The 25,376-nt window shown below is 71.1% G+C and carries 21 protein-coding genes; 13 read left to right on the top strand and 8 right to left on the bottom strand.

The window, feature by feature from the left end; all coding sequences use genetic code 11:
• Positions 1–251 precede the first annotated feature (251 nt).
• The 7 genes from gap (at position 252) to pgi (ending at position 7,633) form a co-directional block, all read left to right on the top strand.
• Complete coding sequence (gene gap, locus AB852_RS20960) at positions 252–1,262, top strand: type I glyceraldehyde-3-phosphate dehydrogenase (protein ID WP_073790826.1); 1,011 nt, start codon at positions 252–254, stop codon at positions 1,260–1,262.
• Positions 1,263–1,445: 183 nt separating this feature from the next.
• Positions 1,446–2,657 (top strand): phosphoglycerate kinase, encoded by a 1,212-nt coding sequence (locus AB852_RS20955; protein WP_073790824.1) that lies wholly within the window; start codon positions 1,446–1,448, stop codon positions 2,655–2,657.
• Between the two features lie 7 nt (positions 2,658–2,664).
• The gene (gene tpiA, locus AB852_RS20950; RefSeq protein ID WP_073790822.1) at positions 2,665–3,447 is read left to right on the top strand and encodes a triose-phosphate isomerase; all 783 of its coding nucleotides are present in this window, start codon (positions 2,665–2,667) and stop codon (positions 3,445–3,447) included.
• A gap of 185 nt (positions 3,448–3,632) precedes the next feature.
• Positions 3,633–3,869, top strand: coding sequence for a preprotein translocase subunit SecG (secG, locus tag AB852_RS20945; protein ID WP_178391092.1), 237 nt, complete (start codon positions 3,633–3,635; stop codon positions 3,867–3,869).
• Between the two features lie 205 nt (positions 3,870–4,074).
• Positions 4,075–4,410 carry an RNA polymerase-binding protein RbpA gene (locus tag AB852_RS20940; RefSeq protein WP_073790820.1) on the top strand — a complete coding sequence of 112 codons (336 nt, stop codon included), beginning with the start codon at positions 4,075–4,077 and terminating at the stop codon, positions 4,408–4,410.
• 203 nt (positions 4,411–4,613) lie between these two features.
• Positions 4,614–5,876, top strand: a complete 1,263-nt coding sequence (locus AB852_RS20935) for an MFS transporter (protein WP_073790818.1) — start codon at positions 4,614–4,616, stop codon at positions 5,874–5,876.
• A gap of 104 nt (positions 5,877–5,980) precedes the next feature.
• A complete protein-coding gene (pgi, locus tag AB852_RS20930; RefSeq protein WP_073790816.1) occupies positions 5,981–7,633 on the top strand; it encodes a glucose-6-phosphate isomerase in 1,653 nt (550 codons plus the stop codon).
• A 91-nt stretch (positions 7,634–7,724) separates the two neighbouring features.
• Here the strand turns inward: pgi and pgl are convergent, their stop codons facing one another.
• The 5 genes from pgl to tkt are packed head-to-tail and all read right to left on the bottom strand — an operon-like array spanning position 7,725 to position 14,395.
• Complete coding sequence (pgl, locus tag AB852_RS20925; RefSeq protein WP_073790813.1) at positions 7,725–8,510, bottom strand: 6-phosphogluconolactonase; 786 nt, start codon at positions 8,508–8,510, stop codon at positions 7,725–7,727.
• Positions 8,507–9,610, bottom strand: a complete 1,104-nt coding sequence (gene opcA, locus AB852_RS20920) for a glucose-6-phosphate dehydrogenase assembly protein OpcA (RefSeq protein ID WP_073790811.1) — start codon at positions 9,608–9,610, stop codon at positions 8,507–8,509. The genes pgl and opcA overlap by 4 nt, the downstream gene beginning before the upstream one ends.
• Complete coding sequence (gene zwf, locus AB852_RS20915; protein WP_073790809.1) at positions 9,607–11,139, bottom strand: glucose-6-phosphate dehydrogenase; 1,533 nt, start codon at positions 11,137–11,139, stop codon at positions 9,607–9,609. The genes opcA and zwf overlap by 4 nt, the downstream gene beginning before the upstream one ends.
• 4 nt (positions 11,140–11,143) lie before the next feature.
• Entirely contained in the window at positions 11,144–12,262 is a 1,119-nt protein-coding gene (gene tal, locus AB852_RS20910; protein ID WP_073790807.1) for a transaldolase, read from the bottom strand.
• A 42-nt stretch (positions 12,263–12,304) separates the two neighbouring features.
• Complete coding sequence (tkt, locus tag AB852_RS20905; RefSeq protein WP_073790805.1) at positions 12,305–14,395, bottom strand: transketolase; 2,091 nt, start codon at positions 14,393–14,395, stop codon at positions 12,305–12,307.
• 634 nt (positions 14,396–15,029) lie between these two features.
• Between tkt and AB852_RS20900 the strand changes: the two genes are divergently transcribed.
• From AB852_RS20900 to AB852_RS20885, 4 genes are all read left to right on the top strand, one after another.
• Complete coding sequence (locus AB852_RS20900) at positions 15,030–15,971, top strand: heme o synthase (RefSeq protein ID WP_073791633.1); 942 nt, start codon at positions 15,030–15,032, stop codon at positions 15,969–15,971.
• Between the two features lie 1,046 nt (positions 15,972–17,017).
• Positions 17,018–17,389 carry a hypothetical protein gene (locus tag AB852_RS20895; RefSeq protein ID WP_073790803.1) on the top strand — a complete coding sequence of 124 codons (372 nt, stop codon included), beginning with the start codon at positions 17,018–17,020 and terminating at the stop codon, positions 17,387–17,389.
• A 135-nt stretch (positions 17,390–17,524) separates the two neighbouring features.
• Positions 17,525–18,856, top strand: coding sequence for a type I glutamate--ammonia ligase (locus tag AB852_RS20890; RefSeq protein ID WP_073790801.1), 1,332 nt, complete (start codon positions 17,525–17,527; stop codon positions 18,854–18,856).
• The gene (locus AB852_RS20885) at positions 18,856–19,959 is read left to right on the top strand and encodes an amidohydrolase family protein (protein ID WP_073791631.1); all 1,104 of its coding nucleotides are present in this window, start codon (positions 18,856–18,858) and stop codon (positions 19,957–19,959) included. Before AB852_RS20890 ends, AB852_RS20885 begins: the two co-directional genes overlap by 1 nt.
• Before the next feature lie 9 nt (positions 19,960–19,968).
• On the opposite strand, the gene AB852_RS20880 is transcribed toward AB852_RS20885, so the two are convergent.
• From AB852_RS20880 to AB852_RS20870, 3 genes are all read right to left on the bottom strand, one after another.
• Positions 19,969–20,973: a COX15/CtaA family protein gene (locus AB852_RS20880; RefSeq protein WP_073791628.1), complete on the bottom strand. Its 1,005-nt coding sequence runs from the start codon at positions 20,971–20,973 to the stop codon at positions 19,969–19,971.
• A 78-nt stretch (positions 20,974–21,051) separates the two neighbouring features.
• Positions 21,052–21,867, bottom strand: a complete 816-nt coding sequence (locus AB852_RS20875) for an ABC transporter permease (RefSeq protein WP_073790799.1) — start codon at positions 21,865–21,867, stop codon at positions 21,052–21,054.
• Positions 21,864–22,796 carry an ABC transporter ATP-binding protein gene (locus tag AB852_RS20870; protein ID WP_073790797.1) on the bottom strand — a complete coding sequence of 311 codons (933 nt, stop codon included), beginning with the start codon at positions 22,794–22,796 and terminating at the stop codon, positions 21,864–21,866. Before AB852_RS20870 ends, AB852_RS20875 begins: the two co-directional genes overlap by 4 nt.
• A 251-nt stretch (positions 22,797–23,047) precedes the next feature.
• Here AB852_RS20870 and AB852_RS20865 point away from each other — a divergent pair, with 251 nt between their 5' ends.
• Together AB852_RS20865 and sufB are read left to right on the top strand one after the other, a co-directional pair.
• Positions 23,048–23,893, top strand: a complete 846-nt coding sequence (locus AB852_RS20865) for a helix-turn-helix transcriptional regulator (protein WP_073790795.1) — start codon at positions 23,048–23,050, stop codon at positions 23,891–23,893.
• The gene (gene sufB / locus AB852_RS20860) at positions 23,890–25,311 is read left to right on the top strand and encodes a Fe-S cluster assembly protein SufB (protein WP_073790793.1); all 1,422 of its coding nucleotides are present in this window, start codon (positions 23,890–23,892) and stop codon (positions 25,309–25,311) included. The genes AB852_RS20865 and sufB overlap by 4 nt, the downstream gene beginning before the upstream one ends.
• The last annotated feature ends 65 nt before the right edge of the window (positions 25,312–25,376 follow it).

The following is a 25,376-nucleotide window of genomic DNA, read 5'->3' as shown; positions in this document are numbered from 1 at the left end:
GGCCGCCCGGAACGCCTCCCAGGCCCCTCACGGACCCGTCACGGGCCCGTGAGGGGCCTCCGTGTGCGCCGCGGGCCCCGGCGACCCGCGGCGGACCGTCCCGCTACCCGCCGGTACGGCCCGCCGCGCCGCGAACCGGTAGCTCGATGTCACCCCGGGGAGCGGGGAGAGGTAGGGTCGGAGTTGGTCGGGGACATCCCATACAACTGCCGGGCGTCGAACCCCGGCGCACCTAACGAGGAGATCGGTTCGTGACGATCCGCGTAGGCATCAACGGCTTTGGCCGCATCGGTCGTAACTACTTCCGCGCGCTGCTGGAGCAGGGTGCAGACATCGAGATCGTGGCTGTCAACGACCTGGGTGACACCGCGACCACCGCTCACCTGCTGAAGTACGACACCATTCTCGGCCGTCTCAAGGCCGACGTGTCGCACACCGCCGACACCATCACCGTCGACGGCCGCACCGTCAAGGTTCTCTCCGAGCGCAACCCGGCCGACATCCCCTGGGGTGAGCTGGGCGTCGACGTCGTCATCGAGTCGACCGGCATCTTCACCAAGAAGGCCGACGCCGCGAAGCACATCGCCGGTGGCGCGAAGAAGGTCCTCATCTCGGCTCCGGCCAGCGACGAGGACATCACCATCGTGATGGGCGTCAACCAGGACAAGTACGACCCGGCGGCGCACCACGTCATCTCGAACGCGTCCTGCACCACCAACTGTGTGGCGCCGATGGCCAAGGTTCTCGACGAGAACTTCGGCATCGTCAAGGGCCTGATGACCACGGTCCACGCGTACACCAACGACCAGCGCATCCTGGACTTCCCGCACAAGGACCTGCGCCGCGCCCGCGCCGCCGCCGAGAACATCATCCCGACGACGACCGGCGCCGCCAAGGCCACCGCCCTGGTGCTCCCGCAGCTCAAGGGCAAGCTGGACGGCATCGCGATGCGCGTCCCGGTCCCCACGGGCTCCGCCACGGACCTGGTCGTCACGCTCCAGCGCGAGACCACCAAGGACGAGGTCAACGCCGCGTTCAAGAAGGCCTCCGAGGACGGCGCCCTCAAGGGCTTCCTGGCCTACACCGAGGACGCGATCGTGTCCTCGGACATCGTCGGCGACCCGGCGTCCTGCATCTTCGACTCCTCCCTGACCATGGTCCAGGAGGGCAACACGGTGAAGATCCTCGGCTGGTACGACAACGAGTGGGGCTACTCCAACCGTCTCGTCGACCTCACGGTCTTCGTCGGCGAACAGCTCTGAACCCGTTCCCGCCACGGCAGGCACCCCGATGTGAGTGACAGGGCTCGGGCGGCGCGAGGAAGCGCCGCCCGAGCCCTGTCACGTCCACACGCCCCGAGCGGAGCCGGTACGGGCTCCGCAGCGACTCCCGGGGCCGCGCAGAGCCCCGAGAGCCTTGAGAGCCCTTTTTCTAGGAGTCCACTCATGAAGACGATCGACGAACTCCTCGCCGAAGGCGTCGACAACAAGCGTGTCTTCGTCCGCGCCGATCTGAACGTGCCGCTCGCCGAAGGTGTCATCACCGACGACGGCCGCATCCGCGCCGTCCTGCCGACGATCCAGGCCCTCGTCGGAGCCGGTGCCAAGGTCGTCGTCGCGTCCCACCTGGGCCGCCCCAAGGGCGCCCCGGACCCCGCCTTCTCGCTGCTGCCCGCCGCCGAACGCCTCGGGGAGCTGCTCGGCGCGCCCGTCGCCTTCGCGCAGGACACCGTCGGCCCCGCCGCGCACGGCGCCGTGGACGGCCTCCAGCCCGGCCAGGTCGCCGTCATCGAGAACCTGCGCTTCAACCCCGGCGAGACCAGCAAGGACGACACCGAGCGCGGCGAGTTCGCCGACCGTCTCGCCGCCCTCGCCGATGTCTACGTGGGCGACGGCTTCGGCGCGGTCCACCGCGGCCACGCCTCCGTCCTGGACCTCCCGGCCCGGCTGCCGCATTACGCGGGCTATCTCATCGCCACCGAGGTCGGCGTCCTGAGGAAGCTCACCGACGAGGTCCAGCGGCCCTACGCGGTCGTCCTCGGCGGCGCCAAGGTCTCCGACAAGCTCGGGGTGATCGACCACCTCCTGGAGAAGGCCGACCGCATCCTGATCGGCGGCGGCATGGTGTACACCTTCCTCAAGGCCCAGGGCCACGAGGTCGGGACCTCGCTGCTCCAGGAGGACCAGGTCCCGGCCGTCCAGGACTACCTCAAGCGGGCCGAGGCCAACGGCGTGGAGTTCGTGCTCCCCGTCGACGTCGTGGTCGCCCCCGCGTTCCCCGACCTCAAGGCCAAGGCCCCGACCCACCCGGCCACCGTCACCGTGGACGCGATCCCGGCCGACCAGCAGGGCCTGGACATCGGCCCGAGGACGGCCGCGCTGTACGCGGAGAAGCTCGCCGACACGGCCACCGTCTTCTGGAACGGCCCCATGGGTGTCTTCGAGCACCCCGACTACGCCGAGGGCACCAAAGTGGTCGCCCAGGCCCTGCTCGACTCACCGGCCTTCACGGTCGTCGGCGGCGGCGACTCCGCCGCGGCCGTACGCATCCTGGGCTTCGACGAGCAGGCATTCGGACACATCTCGACCGGTGGCGGCGCCTCCCTCGAATACCTTGAGGGCAAGACGCTCCCCGGCCTCGCCGCACTGGAGAACTGAACCTTCCATGACGAACCAGACCCGTACGCCCCTGATGGCGGGCAACTGGAAGATGAACCTCAACCACCTTGAGGCCATCGCCCATGTCCAGAAACTCGCCTTCGCCCTCGCCGACAAGGACTACGACGCGGTGGAGGTCGCGGTCCTGCCGCCCTTCACCGACCTGCGGTCCGTGCAGACCCTCGTCGACGGCGACAAGCTGAAGATCAAGTACGGCGCCCAGGACATCTCGGCGCACGACTCCGGCGCCTACACCGGCGAGATCTCCGGCCTCATGCTGGCCAAGCTGAAGTGCTCGTACGTCACCGTCGGCCACTCCGAGCGCCGCCAGTACCACGCCGAGACCGACGAGGTGTGCAACGCCAAGGTCAAGGCCGCCTACCGGCACGGGCTCACCCCGATCCTCTGCGTCGGTGAGGGCCTCGACATCCGCAAGGCCGGCCAGCAGGTCGAGTACACGCTCGCCCAGCTCGACGGCGGACTGAAGGACCTCCCGGCCGAGCACGCCGAGTCGATCGTGATCGCCTACGAGCCCGTCTGGGCGATCGGCACCGGCGAGGTCGCCACGCCCGAGGACGCCCAGGAGGTGTGCGGCGCGATCCGCGGCCGGCTCGCCGAGCTGTACTCCCAGGACCTCGCGGACAAGGTGCGCATCCAGTACGGCGGCTCCGTCAAGGGCGGGAACGTCGCCGCGATCATGGCGCAGCCCGATGTCGACGGCGCTCTCGTCGGAGGGGCCGCGCTCGACTCCGACGAGTTCGTCAAGATCGTCCGCTTCCGCGACCAGTGAGTATGCGCTAGCGGCGATCCGTCGTACTCTTGCGGGGGCCGACGGCCTGGAAAGTGAGCATGGCGTCCGGCACCGGGCACCGGGAAACAGCCCGGGAACCGGCCGCGACGGCGCTCACCAGGTACGCTTCGGCCCTCGCGTCGTCCATCAAGATCCGAGGGAAGACCCCGGAAAGGGAGTTCGCTGTGGTTTTGGGGTTCTCGATCGCCCTGATCGTCTTCAGCCTGCTGATGATGCTGCTGGTGCTGATGCACAAGGGCAAGGGCGGCGGTCTGTCGGACATGTTCGGTGGCGGCATGCAGTCGTCGGTCGGCGGCTCCTCGGTCGCCGAGCGCAACCTTGACCGCATCACCGTTGTGGTCGGCCTGCTGTGGTTCGCGTGCATCGTCGCGCTCGGCATCATGATGAAGCTCAACAACTGAGCCTCGTAGCCTTTCGTACACAGCGCACGTCGAGCCCCATGTAGGGTCCGCGTCCTCGGACGCGGCCTATCATGGGGCTTGCGTCTAGGCGTGGGGTGCAACTCCCCTCACTGGACGCGCGTTGGGCCTTACGTAGACTGAGGCGCCCGCGGCGAAGCGTTACGCCGACTCGCTTCGCGGCACCATCACGCAGGGAGTTACGACCGTGGCAAGTGGCAACGCGATCCGAGGAAGCCGGGTCGGTGCGGGGCCGATGGGCGAGGCCGAGCGCGGCGAGTCCGCGCCACGGCTGCGCATCTCCTTCTGGTGCTCGAACGGGCACGAGACGCAGCCGAGCTTCGCCAGTGACGCGCAGGTCCCCGACAACTGGGACTGCCCGCGGTGCGGCTTTCCGGCCGGACAGGACCGGGACAACCCACCGGCTCCACCGCGGACCGAGCCGTACAAGACCCATCTCGCCTATGTCCGTGAGCGACGCAGCGACGCGGACGGCGAGGCGATCCTCGCCGAGGCGCTCGCCAAACTCCGCGGCGAGATCTAGCAGTTGGCGATCCGGCCGGACACCCTCGGGTGTCCGGCCGGACCGCGTTTCCCCAGCCGCGCACCACCGCCGCCCGTCCCCGCCCGCATCAGCGCAACGGCCCCCGTACTCCCGGGGGCCGTTCGCGTTCCCGCAGGTCAAGGGCGTTGTCAGTGGCGGGGGTTAGCGTGGGAAACCGGTGATCGACGTATCGGGGGGCAGGGGTGGCGGCGGTACAGGCGGTGGCGGCGGACGGGAGCGTCGTCGGATGGCGCGGCGGCTTCGGACGGCTGTGGACGGCCGCGGTGCTCTCCAAGTTCGGGGACGCGCTGCGCGCCGCCGCGCTGCCGCTGCTCGCCGCCGGCCTCACCGACGAGCCGCTGCTCGTCGCCGCGGTCACCGCCTGCGGCTATCTGCCGTGGCTGGTGTTCGGGCTGCTCGGCGGCGCCCTCGCCGACCGGGTGGACCAGCGGCGCGCCATGGCGTGGGTCGATGCCCTGCGCGCTTTGCTGATGGCGGCGTTCGCGGTCGCCGTCGCCCTGGGACATGCCTCGATCGGGTTGCTGATCGCCCTCGCCTTCACCCTCACCACCCTCCAGACCCTCTTCGACAACGCGGCGACCGCCCTGCTGCCCTCCCTCGTCGGTCCACGCGGACTCGCCGGCGCCAACGCCCGTCTGATGACCGGTCAGCAGCTCGCGGGCGGCCTCGTCGCCACCCCGCTCGTGCCGCTGCTGCTGACCTTCGGCGCCGCCGCGCCCTACGCCGCCGACGCCGTGACCTACCTGGTGGGCGCGGTACTGCTCGCGACCCTGCGGGTGCCCCGGCCCGCCGCTCCGCCCCGTCCCTCGGGCAGCACCCTGCGCGAGGAGATCGCCGAGGGCCTGCGCACCCTGTGGCGGGACAAGGCGCTGCGCTTCCTGTGCGCGTCGACCGCTTTGAGCAACATCGGTATGGGCGCCCTCGTCGCCACCCTGGTCCTCCACGCGACCGGCTGGCTGGGCACCGGCGAGGGGGGCTACGCGGCGGCGATGACCGGGTACGCGGCGGGCAGCTTCGCCGGCGGGTTCCTCGCCCGCCGGATCGGCGACCGGCTCGGCCGGATACGCGCGGTCCTGCTCGCCGGGACCGCGCAGGTCCTCGCGCTCGTCGTGGCGGGTACGGTGCGCAGCCTCGTCGCGCTGGTCGCCGCCCTCGCGGTGCTCGGCCTGATGGGCATGGTCTGGAACGTCAACCAGGTGACGCTCACCCAGGAGCGGACCCCGCGCGGCGCCCTCGGCCGGGTCAGCGCCGCGTTCCGCACGGTGAGCATCGGCGTGGCCCCGGCCGGTGCGCTGCTCGGCGGGGTGATCGCCTCCGCCTGGGGGCTCAACACCCCCGCCCTGCTCGCGGCGGCGGTGTTCGCGGCGGCCGTCCTGCTGCTCGTCCCGGTCGCCCGGGCCGCGCCCGCCGGGCCCGCCGACACCGCCCCGGCCGGTGGCGGCTGAGCGCCGTCCGCCGGCGTCCCTGATCAATTAGGTTGGAGGAGGCCCGCGCGGCGTCGGCGCGTCACGCACCCCAGGCGATGGCAGAGAGAAGGACGAAGTCCGAGATGAACGCAGAAAGCCGTACCAGGCTCGACCGGACACCCGAGTGGACCGCTCTGGTCAAGCACCGGGAGGAACAGGACGGAGTGGGTCTGCGCGAGCTGTTCGCGGCGGACCCGGAGCGCGCCGCCCGCTACACCCTCCAGGTCGGTGACCTCCATGTCGACCACTCCAAGCACCTGGTCACGGACGAGACCCTGAGACTGCTGCGCGACCTCGCCCGGGCGACGGACGTCGAGGGCCTGCGCGACGCCATGTTCCGCGGCGACAGGATCAACACGACCGAGGACCGCGCCGTGCTGCACACCGCGCTGCGCGCGCCCCGGGGCACGGTCGTCGAGACCGGCGGGGAGGATGTCGTCCCCGGGGTGCACGCCGTCCTCGACCGGATGGCCGCGTTCTCCGCGAAGGTCCGTTCGGGGGAGTGGACCGGGCACACCGGCAAGCGCCTCACGAACATCGTCAACATCGGTATCGGAGGCTCCGACCTGGGGCCCGCGATGGCGTACGAGGTGCTGCGCTCGTTCACCGACCGGGAGCTGACCGTCCGGTTCGTCTCCAACGTCGACGGCGCCGATCTGCACGAGGCCGTCCGGGACCTGGACCCGGAGCGGACGCTGTTCATCGTCGCGTCCAAGACGTTCACCACGATCGAGACCATCACCAACGCGACCTCGGCCCGTGACTGGCTCCTCACCGGGCTGAACGCCGGTCAGGAAGCCGTCGCCCGGCACTTCGTGGCGCTGTCGACCAACGCCGGGAAGGTCGAGGACTTCGGTATCGACACGGCGAACATGTTCGAGTTCTGGGACTGGGTCGGCGGGCGCTACTCCTTCGACTCCGCGATCGGGCTGTCCCTGATGATCGCGATCGGCCCGGAGCGCTTCCAGGAGATGCTCGACGGCTTCCACACCGTCGACCGGCACTTCCGTGAGGCCCCGGCCGAGGAGAACGTCCCGCTGCTGCTCGGGCTGCTCGGCGTCTGGTACGGCAACTTCCACGACGCCCAGTCGCACGCGGTGCTGCCGTACTCGCACTATCTGGCGAAGTTCACCGCGTACCTCCAGCAGCTGGACATGGAGTCCAACGGCAAGTCGGTCGACCGGGACGGTGAACCGGTGAGCTGGCAGACCGGTCCGGTGGTGTGGGGCACACCGGGGACGAACGGGCAGCACGCGTACTACCAGTTGATCCACCAGGGCACCAAGCTGATCCCGGCGGACTTCATCGGCTTCGCGGAGCCGGTCGCCGACCTCGCGCCGGGTCTCGCCGCTCAGCACGACCTACTGATGGCCAACTTCTTCGCCCAGACCCAGGCCCTCGCCTTCGGCAGGACACCCGACGAGGTCCGTGCCGAGGGCGTGCCGGAGGAGCTGGTCCCGCACAAGACGTTCCGGGGCGACCACCCGACCACCACGATCCTCGCGAAGGAGCTCACGCCGTCGGTCCTCGGCCAGCTCATCGCGCTGTACGAGCACAAGGTGTTCGTCCAGGGCGCCGTGTGGAACATCGACTCGTTCGACCAGTGGGGTGTCGAGCTGGGCAAGGTGCTCGCCAAGCGGGTCGAGCCCGCGCTCACCGACGGCGCCGAGGTCCCCGGTCTGGACGCGTCCAGCAAGGCGCTGGTCGCCAAGTACCGCGAGCTGCGCGGACGTTGACACGGCTGTGCCGGGCGCCCATGGGACGGGCGCCCGGCACAGAAGCGTGACCCGGGTACGGGGCGAGGCGCCCCGTACCCGGTCCGCCGGCCTACGGGGAGGCGGGCGGGTACAGCTCGCGGGGCAGTCGCGAGGCGGCGGCCGAGTCCAGCAGCCACAGCGTCCGCGCCCGGCCCCGGGCCCCGGCGGCCGGGGCCTGGATCTCCCCCGCGCCGGACAGGGCGATGGCCGCGGCCTCCGCCTTGTCCTCGCCCGCCGCCAGCAGCCACACCTCACGGGCGGCCCGGATCGCGGGCAGGGTCAGGGAGATCCGGGTGGGCGGCGGCTTGGGCGCCCCGTGCACCCCGACCACGGTCCGTGTCGTCTCCCGTACCCCGGGCAGCTCCGGGAAGAGCGAGGCCACATGGGTGTCCGGCCCGACGCCCAGCATCAGCACATCGAAGGCCGGCACCGGACCATGGTCCTCGGGTCCCGCCGCGGCGGCCAGTTCGGCGGCGTACTCGGCCGCCGCCGCGTCCACCCCGTCGGCGCCATGGGGGCCGTCCGACGCGGGCATCGGGTGCACCCGCTTCGGGTCGAGCGGCACCGCGTCCAGCAGGGCCGCCCGGGCCTGGGTGGCATTGCGCTCGGGGTCGCCCTCGGGCAGATAGCGTTCGTCGCCCCACCACAGGTCCAGCCGGGACCAGTCGACGGCGTCCCGGGCGGGCGCGGCGGCCAGCGCGGCCAGCACGCCGTTGCCGTTGCGTCCGCCGGTCAGCACGACCGACGCGGAGCCGCGCGCGGACTGGGCGTCCACGATCCGCGTGATCAGCCGGGCCGCGGCGGCCTGCGCCATCAGCCCCTTGTCGCGGTGGACGACGAGCTGGGGTGTGCTCATGTGTCCGTCGCCTTCTTGGCCGGGGCCGCCTTCTTCGTGGCGGAGCCCGGGGCCTTCGCGGACGGCTGACGACCGCTCGCGGCCTTCTTCGCGGAGCCGCCCTCACCGGCCGGTCCCCCGGAGGCCTTGGCGGGGCCCGCGGCGGACCCGGAGGCACGCTCACCGGCCACGCCCGAGTCCGCGAGCCGGTCGACCCCGAACCGCAGCGCGGACTCGTAGGTGTCGTCCGGGTCGAGCCGCCGCAGTTCCTCCGCGATCAGCTCGGCCGTCTCCCGTCGCTTCAGCGCCACCGCGCGGTCCGGCTGCCCGTCGATGGACAGCGTGGCGAGCGAGCCGTCCGGACGGTCCAGCCCGATCGGCCCGCGATCGGTCATCAGCCGTACGGCGGTCAGTCCCGGGCCGTTGGAGTGGGAGCGGGTCACGGGCGCGTCCAGCCGGTCCGCGAGCCACATCGCCAGCAGCTCCACGCTCGGGTTGAACTCCTCGCCCTCGACCTCGGCGCCCGTCACGTCGCAGGCGACCTGGTCGAGCGCGGCGGCCAGCATCGACCGCCACGGGGTGATCCGGGTCCAGGACAGGTCCGTGTCCCCGGGGGCGTAGGTCTCGGCGCGGGCCGCGAGCTCCTGGATCGGGCGCTCGGTGGCGTACGCGTCGGTGATCCGGCGCTGGGCCAGCGAGCCCAGCGGATCGCGCGCCGGGTCGGAGGGCGCGTTGATCGGCCACCACACCACGACGGGCGCGTCCGGCAGCAGCAGCGGCAGGACGACCGACTGGGCGTGTCCGACCACCTCGCCGTACAGCCGCAGGACCACCGTCTCGGCGGTGGCCGCCTCCGCGCCCACCCGGACCTCGGCGTCCAGCCGGGAGGTGGTGCGGTCCCGCGGGGACCGCGACACCCGGCGGATGACCACCAGGGTGCGCGAGGGGTGCTCGCGGGACGCCTCGCTGGCCGACCGCAGCGCGTCGTAGGCGTTCTCCTCGTCGGTGACGATGACGAGGGTGAGCACCATGCCGACGGCGGGGGAGCCGATCGCGCGGCGTCCCTCGATCAGGGCCTTGTTGATCTGGCTGGCCGTGGTGTCCGTGAGATCGATTTTCATGGCCGACGCCAGCTCCGTCCGTCTCGTGCGAGCATTTCGTCCGCCTCGGCGGGCCCCCAGGTACCGGAGAGGTACTGCGCGGGAGTGCCGTGCGCGTCCCAGTACTGCTCGATCGGGTCGAGGATGCGCCAGGACAGCTCGACCTCCTCCGTACGGGGGAAGAGGTTCGAGTCGCCGAGCAGGACGTCGAGGATCAGCCGCTCGTACGCCTCCGGGCTCGACTCCGTGAACGACTCGCCGTAGGCGAAGTCCATGGAGACGTCCCGGACCTCCATCGAGGTGCCCGGCACCTTGGAGCCGAAGCGCATGGTGACGCCCTCGTCCGGCTGGACGCGGATGACCAGCGCGTTGTGGCCCAGCTCCTCCGTCGCGGTCTGGTCGAAGGGGGAGTGCGGGGCGCGCTGGAAGACCACGGCGATCTCCGTGACCCGGCGGCCGAGCCGCTTGCCGGTGCGCAGATAGAAGGGGACCCCCGCCCAGCGGCGGTTGTCGATCTCCAGCTTCACCGCGGCGAAGGTGTCGGTCTTCGACCTGGGGTCGATCCCGTCCTCCTGGAGATAGCCGATCACCTTCTCCCCGCCCTGCCAGCCCGCCGCGTACTGTCCGCGGACCGTGTCGGCGCCGAGGTCCTGGGGCAGCTTCACCGCGCTGAGGACCTTGGTCTTCTCGGCGGCGAGCGCGTCCGCGTCGAAGGAGGAGGGCTCCTCCATCGCGGTGAGCGCCAGCAGCTGGAGCAGATGGTTCTGGATGACGTCCCGCGCGGCGCCGATGCCGTCGTAGTACCCGGCCCGGCCGCCGATCCCGATGTCCTCGGCCATGGTGATCTGTACATGGTCGACGTACGACCGGTTCCAGACGGGCTCGAAGAGGGTGTTGGCGAAGCGGAGCGCCAGGATGTTCTGGACGGTCTCCTTGCCGAGGTAGTGGTCGATCCGGAAGACCTGCTCCGGGTCGAAGACCTCGTGGACGAGCGCGTTGAGTTCCTTCGCGGACGTCAGGTCGTGACCGAACGGCTTCTCGATCACCGCCCGCCGCCAGGACCCCTCCTGCGGATCGGCCAGCCCGTGCTTCTTGAGCTGCTTGACGACCTTGGGGAAGAACTTGGGCGGCACCGACAGATAGAAGGCGAAGTTGCCTCCGGTGCCCTGCTCCTTGTCCAGCTCCGCGATGGTGGCGCGCAGCTGGTCGAAGGCGTCGTCGTCGTCGAAGTTTCCCTGCACGAAGCGCATCCCCTGGATGAGCTGCTGCCAGACCTCCTCACGGAAGGGGGTGCGGGCGTGCTGCTTGACGGCGTCGTGGACCTCCTGGGCGAAGTCCTCGTCCTGCCACTCGCGGCGGGCGAACCCGACCAGCGAGAAGCCCGGTGGCAGCAGCCCCCGGTTGGCGAGGTCATAGACGGCAGGCATCAGCTTTTTCCGGGACAAATCGCCCGTAACGCCGAAGATCACCAGGCCCGACGGCCCCGCGATACGCGGGAGCCGTCGGTCCGCGGCGTCACGAAGCGGATTGGCTCCGTGTGCGGGTGTCAAGGTTTCAGCCCTCCGAAGGGGCGAGGCGCTTGAGCTCTGCCTCGGTCGACTTGAGCAGATCGTTCCAGGACGCCTCGAACTTCTCGACGCCCTCTTCCTCCAGCAGGTTCACCACGTCGTCGTACGCGATCCCGAGCTTCTCGACCGCGTCGATCTCGGCGCGCGACTGCTCGTAGGTCCCGGCGATGGTGTTCCCGGTGATGGAACCATGGTCGGCGGTGGCCTCCAGGGTCGCCTCCGGCATGGTGTTCACGGTCCCCGGGGCGACCAGGTCGTCGACGTACAGGGTGTCCTTGTACGCCGGGTCCTTGACGCCCGTCGAGGCCCACAGCGGACGCTGCTTGTGCGCGCCCGCCCTGTCCAGGGCCTGCCAGCGGTCCGAGGAGAAGACCTCCTCGTACGCCTCGTAGGCCAGCCGCGCGTTGGCCAGGCCCGCCTTCCCGCGGGCCGCCTTCGCCTCGGGGGTGCCCAGCGCGTCCAGCCGCTTGTCGATCTCGGTGTCCACCCGGGACACGAAGAACGACGCCACCGAACGGATCTTGCTCAGGTCCAGGCCCGCGGCCTTCGCCTTCTCCAGACCCGCCAGGTACGCGTCCATCACCTCGCGGTAGCGCTCCAGCGAGAAGATCAGCGTGACATTGACGCTGATCCCGAGGCCGATGACCTCGGTGATCGCGGGCAGGCCCGCCTTCGTCGCCGGGATCTTGATGAGCGTGTTCGGCCGGTCCACCAGCCACGCGAGCTGCTTCGCCTCGGCGATCGTCGCGCGGGTGTGGTGCGCGAGACGCGGGTCGACCTCGATCGACACCCGGCCGTCCTGGCCGCCCGTCGCGTCGAACACCGGACGCAGCACATCGGCCGCGTTCCGGACATCCGCCGTGGTGATCATCCGTACGGCCTCGTCCACGGTCAGCTTGCGCGCCGCGAGATCGCTGAGCTGCGCCTCGTAGCCGTCGCCGCCCGAAATGGCCTTCTGGAAGATCGACGGGTTGGTCGTGACGCCCACGACGTGCTGCTGGTCGAGCAGCTCGGCGAGGTTGCCGGACGTGATCCGCTTGCGCGACAGGTCGTCCAGCCAGATCGCGACGCCTTCGTCGGAGAGGCGCTTGAGTGCGTCCGTCATGGAAATTGCATCTCCTACTTGATCATTGTTCGTCTGTGTGCGTCAGCGCTGGGCGTCGGCCAGGGATTCCCGCGCCGCGGCCTCGATCGCCTCGGGGGTGAAACCGAACTCGCGGAAGAGGACCTTGCCGTCCGCCGAGGCACCGAAGTGCTCCAGCGAGACGATCCGTCCCGCGTCACCGACGAAGCGGTGCCAGGTCAGCCCGATACCCGCCTCGACCGCGACCCGCGCCTTCACGGACGGCGGCAGCACCGAGTCCCGGTACGACCGGTCCTGCTCCTCGAACCACTCCACGCACGGCATCGACACCACACGGGTCGGCACCCCGGCGGCCTGGAGCCGCGTCCGCGCCTCCACCGCCAGATGCACCTCGGAGCCCGTACCGATCAGCACGACCTCCGGGGCGCCGCCCTCGGCGTCGAAGAGGACATAGCCGCCCTTGGCGGTGTCCTCGTTCGACTCGTACGTCGGCACGCCCTGGCGGGTGAGCGCCAGACCGTGCGGGGCGCCCACACCGAACTCCTTGGTGTACCGGCGCAGGATCTCCCGCCACGCGAGCGCGGTCTCGTTGGCGTCGGCCGGCCGGACCACGTTCAGTCCGGGGATCGCCCGCAGCGAGGCCAGGTGCTCGACCGGCTGGTGCGTCGGGCCGTCCTCGCCGAGACCGACGGAGTCGTGCGTCCACACATAGGTCACCGGCAGATGCATCAGCGCGGACAGCCGCACCGCGTTGCGCATGTAGTCGGAGAACACCAGGAACGTCCCGGCGTAGATCCGGGTGTTGCCGTGCAGCGCGATGCCGTTCATCTCCGCGGCCATGGAGTGCTCACGGATACCGAAGTGGATCGTCCGGCCGTACGGGTGCGCCTCGGGGAGCGGGTTGCCCTCCGGGAGGAACGACGAGTTCTTGTCGATCGTCGTGTTGTTCGACCCGGCGAGGTCGGCGGAGCCGCCCCACAGCTCGGGGATCACCGCGCCGAGCGACTGGAGCACCTTGCCGGACGCGGCGCGGGTGGCGACACCCTTGCCCGTCTCGAACACCGGGAGCTTGTCCTCCCAGCCCGCGGGCAGCTCACCGGCGGCGATCCGGTCGAAGTCGGCGGCCCGCTCGGGGGAGGCGGTGCGCCAGGCGGCGAAGCCCTTCTCCCACTCGGCCTTGGCCTCGCGGCCCCGGTCCAGGGCGCCACGGGTGTGCGCGAGGACCTCGTCGGCGACCTCGAAGGTCTGCTCCGGGTCGAAGCCGAGCACCCGCTTGGTCGCGGCGATCTCCTCGTCACCGAGCGCCGAGCCGTGGGCCGCCTCGGTGTTCTGCGCGTTCGGCGCGGGCCACGCGATGATCGAGCGCATCGCGATGAACGACGGACGCTCCGTCTCCGCCTTCGCGGCCTGGATCGCCGTGTACAGCGCCCGCGGGTCGAGGTCGCCGTCCGCCTTCGGCTCGACGCGCTGGACATGCCAGCCGTACGCCTCGTAACGCCCGAGGGTGTCCTCGGAGACCGCGGTCTCCGTGTCGCCCTCGATCGAGATGTGGTTGTCGTCCCACAGCATGACCAGGTTGCCGAGCTTCTGGTGCCCGGCCAGCGAGGACGCCTCGGCGGAGATGCCCTCCTGGAGGCAGCCGTCACCGGCGATCACGAAGATGTGGTGATCGAAGGGCGAGGCGCCCGGGGCGGCCTCGGGGTCGAACAGGCCACGCTCGTAGCGGGCGGCCATCGCCATACCCACGGCGTTGGCGACACCCTGGCCGAGCGGCCCGGTCGTCGTCTCCACGCCGACCGTGTGGCCGTACTCCGGGTGCCCCGGGGTCTTCGAGCCCCAGGTGCGGAACGCCTTGAGGTCATCCAGCTCCAGACCGAAACCGGCCAGGTACAGCTGGGTGTAAAGGGTCAGGGACGAGTGCCCCGCGGAGAGGACGAACCGGTCGCGGCCGGTCCAGTCGGCGTCGGCCGGGTCGTGCCGCATCACCTTCTGGAAGAGGGTGTACGCGGCCGGGGCAAGGCTCATCGCCGTACCCGGATGGCCGTTGCCGACCTTCTGTACGGCGTCGGCGGCCAGGACACGGGCGGTGTCCACCGCACGCTGGTCCAGTTCGGTCCAGTCCAGTTCGGTGGTGGTGGTCGGCTTGGTGCTCACCCTGGGTCAGGGCTCCTTCCGAGAATTCAGGAACATGAAGACATGTCTGGCATTTCTTGCGTATCGCGGATATCTGGATACCCGCGACGACGCTGATGCCGGTGTGTCCGAGCGCTCACCGGCCGCTGTCGAGCCTACCGCTGTAGATGACGTGCACTTATTCGAGTCATTTCCAGACTGCCGGGGCCCGACGCGCTTCGCCTGTCGGGGCGCCCCCCGAGTGCACCCGGCCGATCGGCGGGGGGCGGCGGTCCGCCCGCGAGCCCCCTGTCCGGAGCGCGCGCGGACGGGCGCCGCCCTGCTCGGGTGAGCGCCCCCACGCCTCTCCGGACAGCACCCGATCCGGCCGTCCGGCGCGGGACCGGCATGACGCGACGGACGATCCTCGCCCCTTCCCGCGACCGTCCCCGAAAGGCCGCGCCGGGCGCTCCCACGGCTGTCCCCCGGTCGGCCCCGGACGCCCTTGCGAAGGGTGAACCCCGAGGTCGGAGAGGTCCTCCGGAGCACTCCCCAACACGGCCCACCCCCGCGAAGGGCGAGGTAAGGCCAACGTCTACAGTGGCGTGGTACGCGTGAGCCTTTACCGGGACTTCACACCCGGTGGCTTGCTTTGATGTCTCTGTCAGGGGTGTACGTGACGGCCGTTGAATCCCGTCCGGCGGGACTGCTCGGTACGAGCCGGGGTCACCGGCCGCTGCGAGCCCGGGTCATGGCTTTCGTGGCGCTGACCAAGCCGCGGATCATCGAACTGCTGCTGATCACCACGATCCCCGTGATGTTCCTGGCCCAGCAGGGTGTGCCCGATCTGAAGCTCGTCCTGCTGACGACGCTCGGCGGCTATCTGTCCGCGGGCGGCGCCAACGCGCTCAACATGTACATCGACCGCGACATCGACGCCCTCATGGAGCGGACGGCCCAGCGGCCCCTGGTCACCGGAATGGTCTCGCCCCGCGAGACGCTCGTCTTCGGCCTCACCCTCACCGTCGTCTCGACCCTGTGGTTCGGCTTCTTCGTCAACTGGCTCTCCGCGTGGCTCGCCCTCGGAGCTCTGCTCTTCTACGTCGTCGTCTACACGATGATCCTCAAGCGGCGTACCTCCCAGAACATCGTCTGGGGCGGGATCGCCGGATGCATGCCGGTCCTGATCGGCTGGTCCGCCGTCACCAACTCGCTGTCCTGGGCCTCCGTCGTCCTGTTCCTGGTCATCTTCTTCTGGACGCCGCCGCACTACTGGCCGCTGTCGATGAAGGTCAAGGACGACTACGCGCGCGTCGGTGTGCCGATGCTGCCCGTGATCGCGTCCAACAGGGTCGTCGCCCGGCAGATCGTGCTCTACAGCTGGGTGATGGTCGGGGTCTCGCTGCTGCTCACCCCTCTCGGGTACACCGGGTGGTTCTACACCTCGGTCGCGCTCGCCGCGGGCGGATGGTGGCTGTGGGAGGCCCACGCGTTGTTCGCCCGGGCGAAGAGCGGGGTCACCGGCGGGAAGCTCAAGGAGATGCGGCTGTTCCACTGGTCGATCACCTATGTGTCCCTGCTCTTCGTCGCGGTCGCGGTGGACCCCTTCCTCCGCTGAACCCTTTCCGGGTGGGCCGCAGCAAAACCCCCCGGAGCCCCCTCGTACGCGCCGCCTCCGGCCGCGCCCCGGGGTCCCCTGTGCTGGACGTACTTGTTCCCGTGCGGGTCGTTCGTGGGGTGCGCAGTTCCCCCGCGGGTCGCCTTCGCTCGCGCTTCTGAGGTCCGTCCGGCGGGGCGCACTTCGTTCCTGTGCCGTCGCTCGGTGGGTGCGCAGTTCCCCGCGCCCCTGGATGCTGCCCCCTTGCGGTCGCTGTTCGGGTGCGGGCCCGCCCTCGTCTTTGCGCAGTTCCCCCGCGGGTCGCCTTCGCTTGCGCTTCCCAGGTCCGTCCGGCGGGACGCACTTCGTTCCTGTGCCGTCACTCGTGGGTTTCGCGCAGTTCCCCGCGCCCCTGGATGCTGCCCCCTTCCGGTCGCTGTTCGGGTGCGGGTCCGCCCTCGTCTTTGCGCAGTTCCCCGCGCCCCTGGGGTCGCGCCTCTTGCGGTAGCCGTTCGGGTGCGGCTGGCCCTTGGTTGCTCGCGCAGTTCCCCGCGCCCCTTTGGGGGCGCCCAACTGGGGCTGTTCTCCGTCTGCGGGGACGGGGTTGGACCATCCTCCTCGTGCAGTCGCGCTGCTGCGGGAGGGGGTGGGCGGGAATCTCTGCTCGCAGACTCCGATGCTCTTCAGTAGGACCACACGTACGTCGTACCGAGCGTGTCGGATCGAGGACGGAGAATCCCGACCGGCCCCGACCCGAAGAACAAGCAGAACGCGCCCAAAGGGGCGCGGGGAACTGCGCAAGAACGAGAACCGGCCCGCACCCGACGAGCGACAGCAAGAGGCAGCATCCAGGGGCGCGGGGAACTGCGCAAAAGACGAGGGCGGACCCGCACCCGACGAGCGACAGCAACGGGGCAGCATCCAGGGGCGCGGGGAACTGCGCACCCCCCGGGCGACGGCACAGGAACGAAGTGCGTCCCGTCGGACGGACCTGGGAGGCGCAAGCGAAGGCGGCCCGTGGGGAAGGCCACGTTCCCCCCGCCCCTACCCGTCGGTAGGCTCGGCTCATGGCAGAGACGCAGCCCACCCCGGCCCCCGCCCCCGCGGCACCGTCCCCCTCCGGTCCGGCCGACAGGCCACCCCGGCGGACGGCACGCCTCGTCAAGGAGATCCGTACCTTCGCCGAGGCGCACGGCGGAGCCGGGGCCCAGATCGCCTACCTCGGCCGCAAGGGCGCCCGTATCGTCCTCGTCGGTGACGACGGCCGATGGGGCGATCTCGTCGCCCCGTCCATGACGGTCGCGGAGGATGCCGTACGCCGGTCGGGCGTCACCGTCCACGAGTCCTTCGACGGCGAGTTCGCCGCCAAGGTCCGCACCGGTCCCTACGAGTGGTCCCGCATGGCCGGAATCCAGCTGGGCGGCCCGCGGAACACATGACTCCCGGCCACCGGGCCCCGCACTCCCGGCCAACCCCGCCCCGCCGGCCCACCGGCCCCGCACAACTCCCTCGCGTCGCCCGCGTTAAGTGGGAGAAGGTGGCAGAGGTCAACGCGTGAGGCGAGGAGTCGGGTCATGGGTGCCAGCGACAGGCGGACGGCGGCGGACGGGGAAGCGGAGGCCAGGGCGGCGCAACTCGCGGCCCGAGGTGTCGAGATGGTCGCCATGACCATCGTCGACAACGCGGGGATCTGCCGGGCCAAGACCTTCCCGCTGGCCCGGCTCCCCCAGGTGGCCGAACGGGGCGTCGGCATGGCCCCCTGCTTCGATGTGTACACCTCCGCCGACCGGATGGTCACCTCGCCGCATCTGGGCGGCCCGGACGGCGACCTGCGGCTCTTCCCCGACCTGGACCGGCTCGTCCCGCTCACCGCGCAGCCCGGCTGGGCCTGGTCGCCCGCCGACCGCTACGAGCAGGACGGCCGGGTCTACGCCTCCTGCCAGCGGCTGTTCGCCCGCCGGATGGCGGACCGCGCCGCCGCCCTCGGACTGCGGCTGTCGATGGGCTACGAGACGGAGTGGACCCTGCGGCGGCCCGACGGCAGCTGCCCCACCACCGGCCCCGCGTACGGGATGAGCCGGGTCGTGGAGCTGTCCGACTACGGCCGTGACCTCGTCCGCGCCCTCGACGAACAGGGCGTGCGCGTCCTCCAGTTCCACCCCGAGTACTCGCCCGGGCAGTTCGAGGTCTCCACCGCCCCCGCCGACGGCCCGGTCGCGGCGGCCGACGACGTGGTCCTCGTCCGGGAGACGATCCGCGGGGTCAGCGCACGGCACGGACTGCGCGCCTCCTTCGCCCCCACGTTCCTCGCGGGCGGCGTCGGCAACGGCTGCCATCTCCACCTCAGCCTGCACCGCGGCACCACCGCGCTGCACCGCGACCCCACCGCCCCGTACGGGCTCGCCCCCGACGCGGCGGCGTTCCTCGCCGGCGTCCTGGAGCGGCTGCCCGCGCTGGTCGCCGTCGGCGCGGGCACCCCGGCGAGCGGGCTGCGTCTCGAACCCTCGCGCTGGGCGGGCGCCTACCGCTGCTGGGGCGTCGAGAACCGCGAGGCCGCGCTGCGGCTCGTGCCCGGCGACGGACACGCCGAGCTGAAGTGCTTCGACGCCACCGCCAACCCGTACCTCCTCGCCGGGAGCGTCATCGCCGCCGGACTCGCGGGCGTCGCGCAGGGCGTGAAGCTCCCCGAACCGGTCGTCGGCGACCCGGCCACGCTCACCGGCGTACCCCGGCTCCCGCTTTCGCCGGACGAGGCGATCGGGCAGCTGGAGGCGTCCGATGTGCTGCGCGAGGCCATGGGGGAGGTGCTGTACGAGGCGGTGCTCGCCGTGCGCCGCGCCGAGTCGGAGGACTTCGCGGGCCGCGCCCCGGACGAGATCGCCGCCGGGACCCGGTGGCGGTACTGATGCTGGAGCTGCCGCCGCTGGTCGACCACCACTGCCACGGGGTGCTGCGCGGCGACCTCGGCATCGGCTCGTTCGAGGCGTTCCTGTCCGAGTCCGACGCGCCCGCCGCGCCCGGCACCAGCTTCTTCGACACCCAGACCGGCTTCGCCGTCCGCCGCTGGTGCCCCCCGCTGCTCGGCCTCGACCCGCACGCGCCGCCCGCCCGCTATCTCGCCCGGCGCCGTGAACTCGGCGCGTACGAGGCGGGCCGCAGACTCCTCGGGGACACCGGCATCGGGATGTTCCTCGTCGACACCGGGCTGCCCGGCGATCTCACCGGACCCGAGGAACTCGCCCGTACCGCGGGCGGCCGGTCCCGGGAGATCGTCCGGCTGGAACATCTCGCCGAGCGGGTGGCGGACACCTCCGGCGGCGCGGCGTCGTTCGTCACCGATCTCGCACAGGCGCTGCACGGTGCCGCGCGGACCGCCGCCGGGTTCAAGTCGGTCGCCGCCTACCGGTACGGCCTCGGGCTGGCCCCCGAACCGCCGACCGCCCCCGAGGTGCTGCGGGCCGCCGGACAGTGGCTCACCGGCCGCCGCCCGGCCGGCCGGCTCACCCACCCCGTGCTGCTGCGGCATCTGCTGTGGAGCGCGGTCACCACCGGACTGCCCCTGCAACTGCACACCGGCTTCGGCGACCCCGATCTGCGGCTGGACCGCGCGGACCCGCTGCTGCTCACCGACTTCGTGAAGGCCACCGCCGGACGCGGCTGCGACCTGGTGCTGCTGCACGGCTACCCGTACCACCGGGGCGCGGGATATCTCGCGGCCGTGTTCCCGCACGTCTACGCGGACATGGGCCTCGCCCTCACCCACACCGGCGCCCGCGCGCGGGACGTCCTCGCGGAGATGCTGGAGCTCACCCCGTTCGGCAAGCTCCTCTTCTCCACCGACGGCTACGGTCTGCCGGAGCTGTACGTCGTGGGGACCCGGCTCTTCCGCACGGCGCTCGGCGAACTGCTGGGCGCCTGGGTGCGTGAGGGTGCCTGGTCCCGCGCCGACGCGCGGCGGGTCGCGGGACTGATCGCCGCCGGGAACGCCCGGCGCGTGTACGACCTGTGAGTCCTGGCGTCAGACGGCCGTGAACTCGGGATCGGCCTGGGCGGGCACCCGTACCGTCTCCTCGGGCCGCTCCCGCAGGGCCAGCAGCACCCGCAGGGTGGCGATCCACACCAGGCACGAGCCGAGCATATGGGCGCCGACCAGCACCTCGGGCAGATCGGTGAAGTACTGGACGTACCCGATGGCGCCCTGGGCCATCAGCACCACGAACAGCTCCCGGGTGCGCGCCAGCGGGCCCTTCGGCGCGTCGACCGCCTTCAGCACGAACCACAGCGCGAACGTCAGCGACACCACGACCCACGCGAGGACCGCGTGCAGCGTGGTGACCATCTCCCAGTCGACGTCCATCCGGGGCACATCGCTGGAGTCGCCCGCGTGCGGTCCCGCACCGGTCACCACCGTGCCGACGGCGATCAGCAGTCCGGTCACCACGACCATCACCCAGACGAGCTGCTGGACGGCCTTGCCGACCAGCGGATGCGGGACGCCGTCGCCCTCATGGGTGCGCTGCCACATCACCGTGGCCACCGCGATCAGCGCGGTCGACAACAGGAAGTGCGCGGCGACGGTGTACGGGTTGAGGCCGACGAGGACAACGATGCCACCGAGCACGGCGTTGCCCATGACCAGCCAGAACTGCGCCCAGCCCAGCCGGGTGAGGCTGCGGCGCCACGGCTTCTGCGAGCGGGCGGCGACGATCGCCCAGCCGACCGCCGCGCACAGCACGTACGTGAGCAGCCGGTTGCCGAACTCGATGTATCCGTGCAGACCCATCTCGCTCGTCGCGGTCAGGGAGTCGTCGGTGCACTTGGGCCAGGTCGGGCAGCCGAGGCCGGAGCCCGTGAGCCGGACGGCACCGCCCGTGACCACGATCACGACCATCATCACCAGCGACGAGAGCGCGGCGCGCCGGACCGTCGCGGTGGTGGGGGTCCAGCGTGCGGCGATGTAGGCCAGCGGGTTGCGCGCGGCTTGAGCGAGCTCGGCTCGGGTCACTTTTGGCACGCGCACCATCGTAAGCGGCAGCTTGTGCACGGCTTCACGAGGGGGACGGTCCGGCCTGGCGGGTCTTGTTCCCGGCCCGTTCCCGGCTCATTCCCAGCGGAAGAACCGTGCCGCCGCCCCGAGTCCGAGGACGGCCCAGACGGTGAGTGTCCCGAGATCGGCCCAGGGCATCCCGGCCCCGTCCCGCAGGACGTCCCGCAGCCCGTCGGACAGTGCCGCGATCGGCAGCAGTTCCAGCACCGCGCGGGAGGCCTCCGGGAAGCGGTCCAGCGGGACCACCACCCCGCCGCCGACCAGCAGCAGCAGGAACACCAGGTTCGCGGCGGCCAGCGTCGCTTCCGCCTTGAGGGTGCCGGCCATCAGCAGTCCGAGGCCCGAGAACGCGGCGGTGCCGAGCACGAGCAGCAGCAGCACGGTCAGCGGATTGCCCTCGGGCGACCAGCCGAGGCCGAACGCGATGGCGGTGAGCAGCGCCACCTGGAGCACCTCGACCACCAGGACGGACAGCGTCTTCGCGGTCATCAGGCCCCAGCGCGGCAGTGGGGACACGGCCAGCCGCTTGAGCACCCCGTAGCGCCGTTCGAAGCCGGTGGCGATGGCCTGGCCGGTGAACGCCGTGGACATCACCGCGAGTGCCAGTACCCCGGGCGCGAGGAAGTCGACGGGTTCGCCCGCGCCGGTGTCCACGATGTCGACCGAGCTGAACAGGGCGAGCAGCAGCGCCGGGATGATCACCGTGAGCAGCAGCTGTTCGCCGTTGCGCAGCAGCATCCTGGTCTCCAGGGCGGCCTGCGAGGCGATCATGCGGGCCAGCGGGGCGCTGCCCGGACGGGGGGTGTGGGTGCCGCGGCCCGCCGGGGCGCCGACGGGCACCCCGGGGGTGGTGTTGGTCCGGGCGGTCATGAGCGCAGCTCCCTGCCGGTCAGTTCCAGGAAGACGTCTTCCAGGGTGTGCCGCTCCACCGAGATCCGGTCGGGCATCACCCCGTGCTGGGCGCACCACGAGGTGACGGTGGCGAGCAGATGCGGGTCGATGTCGCCGGTCACGCGGTACGCCCCCGGGCTCAGCTCGTCGGCCCGGCTTCCGACGGGGAGCGCCTTCAGCAGGGAGACGAGGTCGAGTCCGGCGCGTCCGGAGAAGCGCAGGGTGTTCTCGGCGCCGCCCCGGCACAGCTCGTCGGGCGAGCCGTGGGCGATGACCTTGCCCGCGTCGATGACCGCGACATCGTCGGCGAGCTGCTCGGCCTCGTCCATGTGGTGGGTGGTGAGGACGACGGAGACCCCGTCGGCGCGCAGTTCCCGCAACAGGTCCCAGGTCGCGCGGCGGGCCTGCGGGTCGAGTCCGGCGGTGGGCTCGTCGAGGAAGACCAGCTCCGGGCGGCCCACGACGGCCATGGCGAGGGCGAGGCGCTGCTGCTGGCCGCCGGACAGCCGCCGGTAGGTGGTCCGGCCGCAGCCGCCGAGGCCGAGCCGGTCGATCAGGGCGGGGACGTCGAGGGGGTGCGCGTGGAGTCCCGCGACATGCCGCAGCATCTCTTCGGCGCGGGCGCCGGAGTACACACCACCCGACTGGAGCATCACCCCGATCCGGGTCCGCAGGTCCGCGGCCTGGCGGACCGGGTCGAGCCCGAGGACCCGTACGGTTCCCGCGTCCGGGCGGCGGTAGCCCTCGCAGATCTCCACGGTGGTGGTCTTCCCGGCGCCGTTGGGTCCGAGCACGGCGGTGATCCCGGCCTCGGCGACCAGGTCGAGCCCGTCGACGGCGGCCCTGGGGGATTTCTTTCCGTACCGTTTCACCAGTCCGTGGACCTGGAGGACGGGCTCGCTTCGCATGGGTCGGAAGTCTAGGGAGCGGCCCGGGGTGCCGGGGCCACCGGGGTGACCCGCCGGGGCCGGTACGCCGCGCCCGGTCCGGTTCCGGACCCGGGCGGCGGGGGAGCGGGGGCCGGGGAGCGCGGGGCCGGTGGCGTGGCGGGTCCTTTAGCAGACCGACCCCGGTTAGGTAACCCTTAGTGACCAAGGCCACCGTGCCCGCTGACCTGGGTTGCTTGTCCGGGCTCGGGGATTTACGCAACAATGGCGTTGTGAAATACGTCGGCGAGGCCCGGGTGACTCCGCAGGGAGGCCCTCAGGAGGAGTCCGCGACCGGTGAGCGTTCCACACGCAACCGGGTCGCGCGCTCCATCCTGGACCACGGCCCGTCGACCGTGGCCGACCTCGCGGGCCGCCTCGGCCTCACCCAGGCCGCCGTCCGCCGCCACCTCGACGCACTCGTCACCGACGATGTCGTCGCGGCGCGCGACCAGCGGGTCTACGGGGCCCGTACCCGGGGCCGGCCCGCCAAGGTGTTCGCCCTGACCGAATGCGGCCGGGACGCCTTCGACCAGTCCTACGACGAGCTCGCCTCCGAGGCACTGCGCTGGATCGCGCGGGCCGCCGGTGGCGGAGCCGCCGGTGAGGCCGCGGTCGCCGCGTTCGCGCGGGACCGGATCGAGTCCCTCGCCGAGACGTACCGGGCCGCGGTCGAGGCCGCGCCCCCGGACAAACGTACGGAGGCCCTGGCGAAGGCCCTGACCGCCGACGGGTACGCTGCTACGGCGCGAAGCGCGCCCGGTCGGCAGCGCGGCGAGCAGTTGTGCCAGCACCACTGCCCGGTCGTCCATGTCGCGGAACAGTTCCCGCAGCTCTGCGAGGCCGAGACCGAGATCTTCTCGCGGCTGCTCGGGACCCATGTCCAGCGACTGGCGACCATCGCCCACGGCGACGGCGTCTGCACCACGTACATCCCGAACGTGCCGGCCGCCCCCGAGGGGCCGGACGGGACGGAACCGCGGGAACCACCGCGGGCGCCGCACCAGGCATCACCCAAGACAGCGCCCCGAACAGCGCGAGACCCATCAGCAAGCACGGCCGGGAGGAACCCCGCATGACTCTCCCCACGGAGACCGCCCACCCCGAACTCGATGGCCTTGGCACGTACGAATACGGCTGGGCCGACTCCGACGAGGCCGGTGCCGCGGCGAAGCGCGGTCTCAACGAGGACGTCGTCCTGGACATCTCCGGCAAGAAGAGCGAGCCGGAGTGGATGACCAAGCTCCGCCTCAAGGGGCTGCGGCTGTTCGAGAAGAAGCCCATGCCCAGCTGGGGCTCGGACCTGTCCGGGATCGACTTCGACAACATCAAGTACTTCGTGCGTTCCACGGAGAAGCAGGCGGAGTCCTGGGAGGACCTGCCCGAGGACATCAAGAACACGTACGACAGGCTCGGCATCCCCGAGGCGGAGAAGCAGCGCCTGGTCGCCGGTGTCGCCGCGCAGTACGAGTCCGAGGTCGTCTACCACCAGATCCGTGAGGACCTGGAGGAGCAGGGCGTCATCTTTCTCGACACCGACACCGCCCTCAAGCAGCACCCGGAGCTCTTCAAGGAGTACTTCGGCACGGTCATCCCCGTCGGCGACAACAAGTTCGCGTCGCTGAACACGGCCGTGTGGTCCGGCGGCTCGTTCATCTACGTCCCCAAGGGCGTCCATGTCGAGATCCCGCTCCAGGCCTACTTCCGGATCAACACCGAGAACATGGGCCAGTTCGAGCGGACGCTGATCATCGTCGACGAGGACGCCTACGTCCACTACGTCGAGGGCTGTACCGCGCCGATCTACAAGTCGGACTCCCTGCACTCCGCGGTGGTCGAGATCATCGTGAAGAAGGGCGCCCGCTGCCGTTACACGACCATCCAGAACTGGTCGAACAACGTCTACAACCTGGTCACCAAGCGCGCCGTGGCCTACGAGGGCGCGACCATGGAGTGGGTCGACGGCAACATCGGCTCCAAGGTCACCATGAAGTACCCGGCCGTCTACCTGATGGGCGAGCACGCCAAGGGCGAGACGCTGTCCATCGCCTTCGCGGGCGAGGGCCAGCACCAGGACGCGGGCGCCAAGATGGTCCACATGGCCCCCAACACCTCCTCGAACATCGTCTCCAAGTCGGTGGCCCGGGGCGGTGGCCGCACCTCCTACCGCGGTCTGATCGAGATCGGTGAGGGCGCGCCCGGCTCCAAGTCGAACGTCCTGTGCGACGCGCTGCTCGTCGACACGATCTCCCGTTCCGACACCTACCCCTACGTCGACGTCCGCGAGGACGACGTCTCCATGGGGCACGAGGCGACCGTCTCCAAGGTCTCCGAGGACCAGCTCTTCTACCTGATGAGCCGCGGCCTCACCGAGTTCGAGGCCATGGCGATGATCGTGCGCGGCTTCGTCGAGCCGATCGCCAAGGAGCTCCCCATGGAGTACGCCCTTGAGCTGAACCGGCTGATCGAGCTCCAGATGGAGGGCGCGGTCGGCTGACCCCGGCCGCCCCGCCGTCCCGGGGGTCCGGCCCCCGGACCCCCGCAGCGTCACGTCTTATCCCA

This window comes from Streptomyces uncialis (assembly GCF_001905345.1).
GTDB lineage: Bacteria > Actinomycetota > Actinomycetes > Streptomycetales > Streptomycetaceae > Streptomyces > Streptomyces uncialis.
This window is presented reverse-complemented; position numbering and strand designations above follow the sequence as displayed.